This window comes from Niallia sp. Sow4_A1, assembly GCF_052116745.1.
In the GTDB taxonomy this organism is placed as follows: Bacteria; Bacillota; Bacilli; order Bacillales; family Cytobacillaceae; genus Niallia; species Niallia hominis.
Genome location: NZ_JBQKKM010000106.1, coordinates 1 through 2,381 on the forward strand (window position 1 = coordinate 1; position 2,381 = coordinate 2,381).

The following is a 2,381-nucleotide window of genomic DNA, read 5'->3' on the forward strand; positions in this document are numbered from 1 at the left end:
GAATAAGAAAATCAAAAAAATAATTCAAAGTCAACTTGAACAGTGGATCGCTGGCCTTCCTAATTATATCAAGGCTTATTTGCCGATATCACTCTGCGAAAGTTGAGTTATATAAAAAACAAAAAAACATAGAAAGAAAGGATAAGAACAAATTTTTGTGCGCAACTTATTATTCAGAAGGAGGTGAAAAAATGAAAAAAATAATGGCAACGGTTAGTTTATTTTTGTGTTTAATAACACTTCCAACGATGGTAATCGCTGATACATATACAGTAAAAAGCGGAGATTCGATGTGGAAAATTGCTGTGAAATATCAAATCGGCTTACGGGAAATTATTGATGCAAACCCGCAGATTTCAAACCCAAGCTTAATTTATCCTAATCAAAAATTAACGATTCCCAATATTGATTCTATTAAAACAGTAGAACGTGAAGTCATTAGACTTTGTAATATTGAGCGTCAAAAAAATGGTCTTCCAGCATTAACGGAAAACTGGGAATTATCCCGAGTAGCTAGAGACAAATCAATGGATATGGCACAAAAGAAATATTTCAGCCATACAAGTCCAACATACGGATCACCATTTGATATGATGAAAGCCTATGGAATCAGCTACAAATCAGCTGGAGAGAATATTGCTCAAGGTCAAACAAGTGCACAAGCAGTCGTACAAGCATGGATGAACTCAAGTGGTCACCGAGCAAATATCTTAAGCAAAAGTTTCACACAAATAGGAGTAGGCTATTACCAAAGCGGAAACTATTGGACACAGATGTTTATATCGAAATAAGTACGAAAGAAGGGATTACACCTTAAGATCTAAGGGGCAATCCCTTTTTTTGCTATCGAAAGCTTTGCTTAAGCTCACACTTGCTTTTTTTCTTAGTTCTGGCTTCAAGAGTTCGCGTCGTAAATACTTTCCATTTTTCATCTGCGTCTATCGTAAATCTATAAGAATTTGTTTTTTTGGTAAAACATATTTTAATTAAAAGAAAAATACAACTAGTGACAAGGAGAATCTTTTTATGAGAGAATATTTTTAAAAAAAGGAGGTTATGTCCATGTATAGTTTTAACAATGATTATAGTGAAGGCGCACATCCAAGAATTCTCCAAGCATTGGTAGAATCCAATTTACAACAAGAAATAGGGTATGGACAGGATTCCTTTACAAACAAAGCGGTGGAAGTATTAAAAGAAAAAATGAAAAGTGATGAGGTAGATGTTCATCTCTTAGTCGGTGGAACACAAACAAATCTCATTGCAATCTCTGCCTTTTTAAGACCACATGAAGCAGCAATTGCAGCTTCCACTGGACATATTTTTGTCCACGAAACAGGGGCGATAGAAGCAACAGGGCATAAAGTTTTAACAGTTGATACGGAAAATGGAAAGCTAACACCAGATTTGCTGCAAAAGGTGCTGGATGAACATACAGATGAACATATGGTTAAGCCAAGGCTAGTATACATATCTAACTCAACAGAAATTGGAACCATTTATTCCAAACAAGAACTTGAACTATTAAGTGCGTTTTGTCAAAAAAATAATTTGATTTTTTATATGGATGGCGCACGATTAGGATCTGCACTATGTGCAAAGGATAATGATCTAGATTTAAGTGATTTTCCAGAATTATTAGATGCTTTTTATATCGGTGGAACAAAAAATGGAGCATTAATGGGAGAAGCACTTGTGATAAAGAATGATTCCTTGAAGGAAGATTTTCGTTACCATATAAAGCAAAAGGGAGCGATGCTAGCTAAAGGGAGAGTTCTAGGAATCCAATTTTATGAACTATTTAAAGACAATCTTTTCTTCGAATTAGCGGAGCATGCTAATAAGATGGCAGACAGACTAAACATAGCATTGGCAGAGAAAGGCTATCAGTTTTTAACGCAATCTTCTACCAATCAAGTATTTCCGATTTTTTCTAATGAAATGATTGCCGAGCTGCAGAAGAATTACCAATTCAATATTTGGGGAAAAGTCGATAATGATCATTTTGCGATTCGACTTGTTACTTCATGGGCAACAAATGAGGAGGAAGTTGAAGCTTTTATTAAGGAATTAAAATAAAGCTTGTTAAAAAATCAAAAATTTAGTTTTTCTATGGCATACCGACAATAGAAATCGGTATGCCATATTTTAGTCCGGAGAAAAATGTATTTATGATTCAACCGTAAAAAGATATAATCCAAAATTAATCCTAAGTGAATATATAGTGCTAAAAAGATATAGATCGATAGAACTTTTTACCTTATAGTTCGTATCACTAGTGTTGCGTAAATAGTGTCATAATTTTCAGTTTAATTGTTTACTCTACTTAGAGCCAAAAAAGTAATTACCTTTCTAAAGGCGGCTCCTGTCCATTTGGAAAT

Annotated in this window: 2 protein-coding genes; both read left to right on the plus strand. The window is 34.2% G+C overall.

Features of this window, described 5'->3' with window-relative positions; all coding sequences use genetic code 11:
• Positions 1 to 191 precede the first annotated feature (191 nt).
• Positions 192 to 791 carry a SafA/ExsA family spore coat assembly protein gene (gene safA / locus ACTQ5K_RS25305; protein ID WP_031536384.1) on the plus strand — a complete coding sequence of 200 codons (600 nt, stop codon included), beginning with the start codon at positions 192 to 194 and terminating at the stop codon, positions 789 to 791.
• Positions 792 to 1,062: 271 nt separating this feature from the next.
• Entirely contained in the window at positions 1,063 to 2,079 is a 1,017-nt protein-coding gene (locus ACTQ5K_RS25310) for a threonine aldolase family protein (protein WP_031536386.1), read from the plus strand.
• The last annotated feature ends 302 nt before the right edge of the window (positions 2,080 to 2,381 follow it).

What these genes read in the sequence shown, in the direction of transcription:
- safA (WP_031536384.1), top strand. Translation starts at nt 192, where the DNA reads ATGAAAAAAATAATGGCAACGGTTAGTTTATTTTTGTGTTTAATAACA.
- ACTQ5K_RS25310 (WP_031536386.1), top strand. Translation starts at nt 1,063, where the DNA reads ATGTATAGTTTTAACAATGATTATAGTGAAGGCGCACATCCAAGAATT.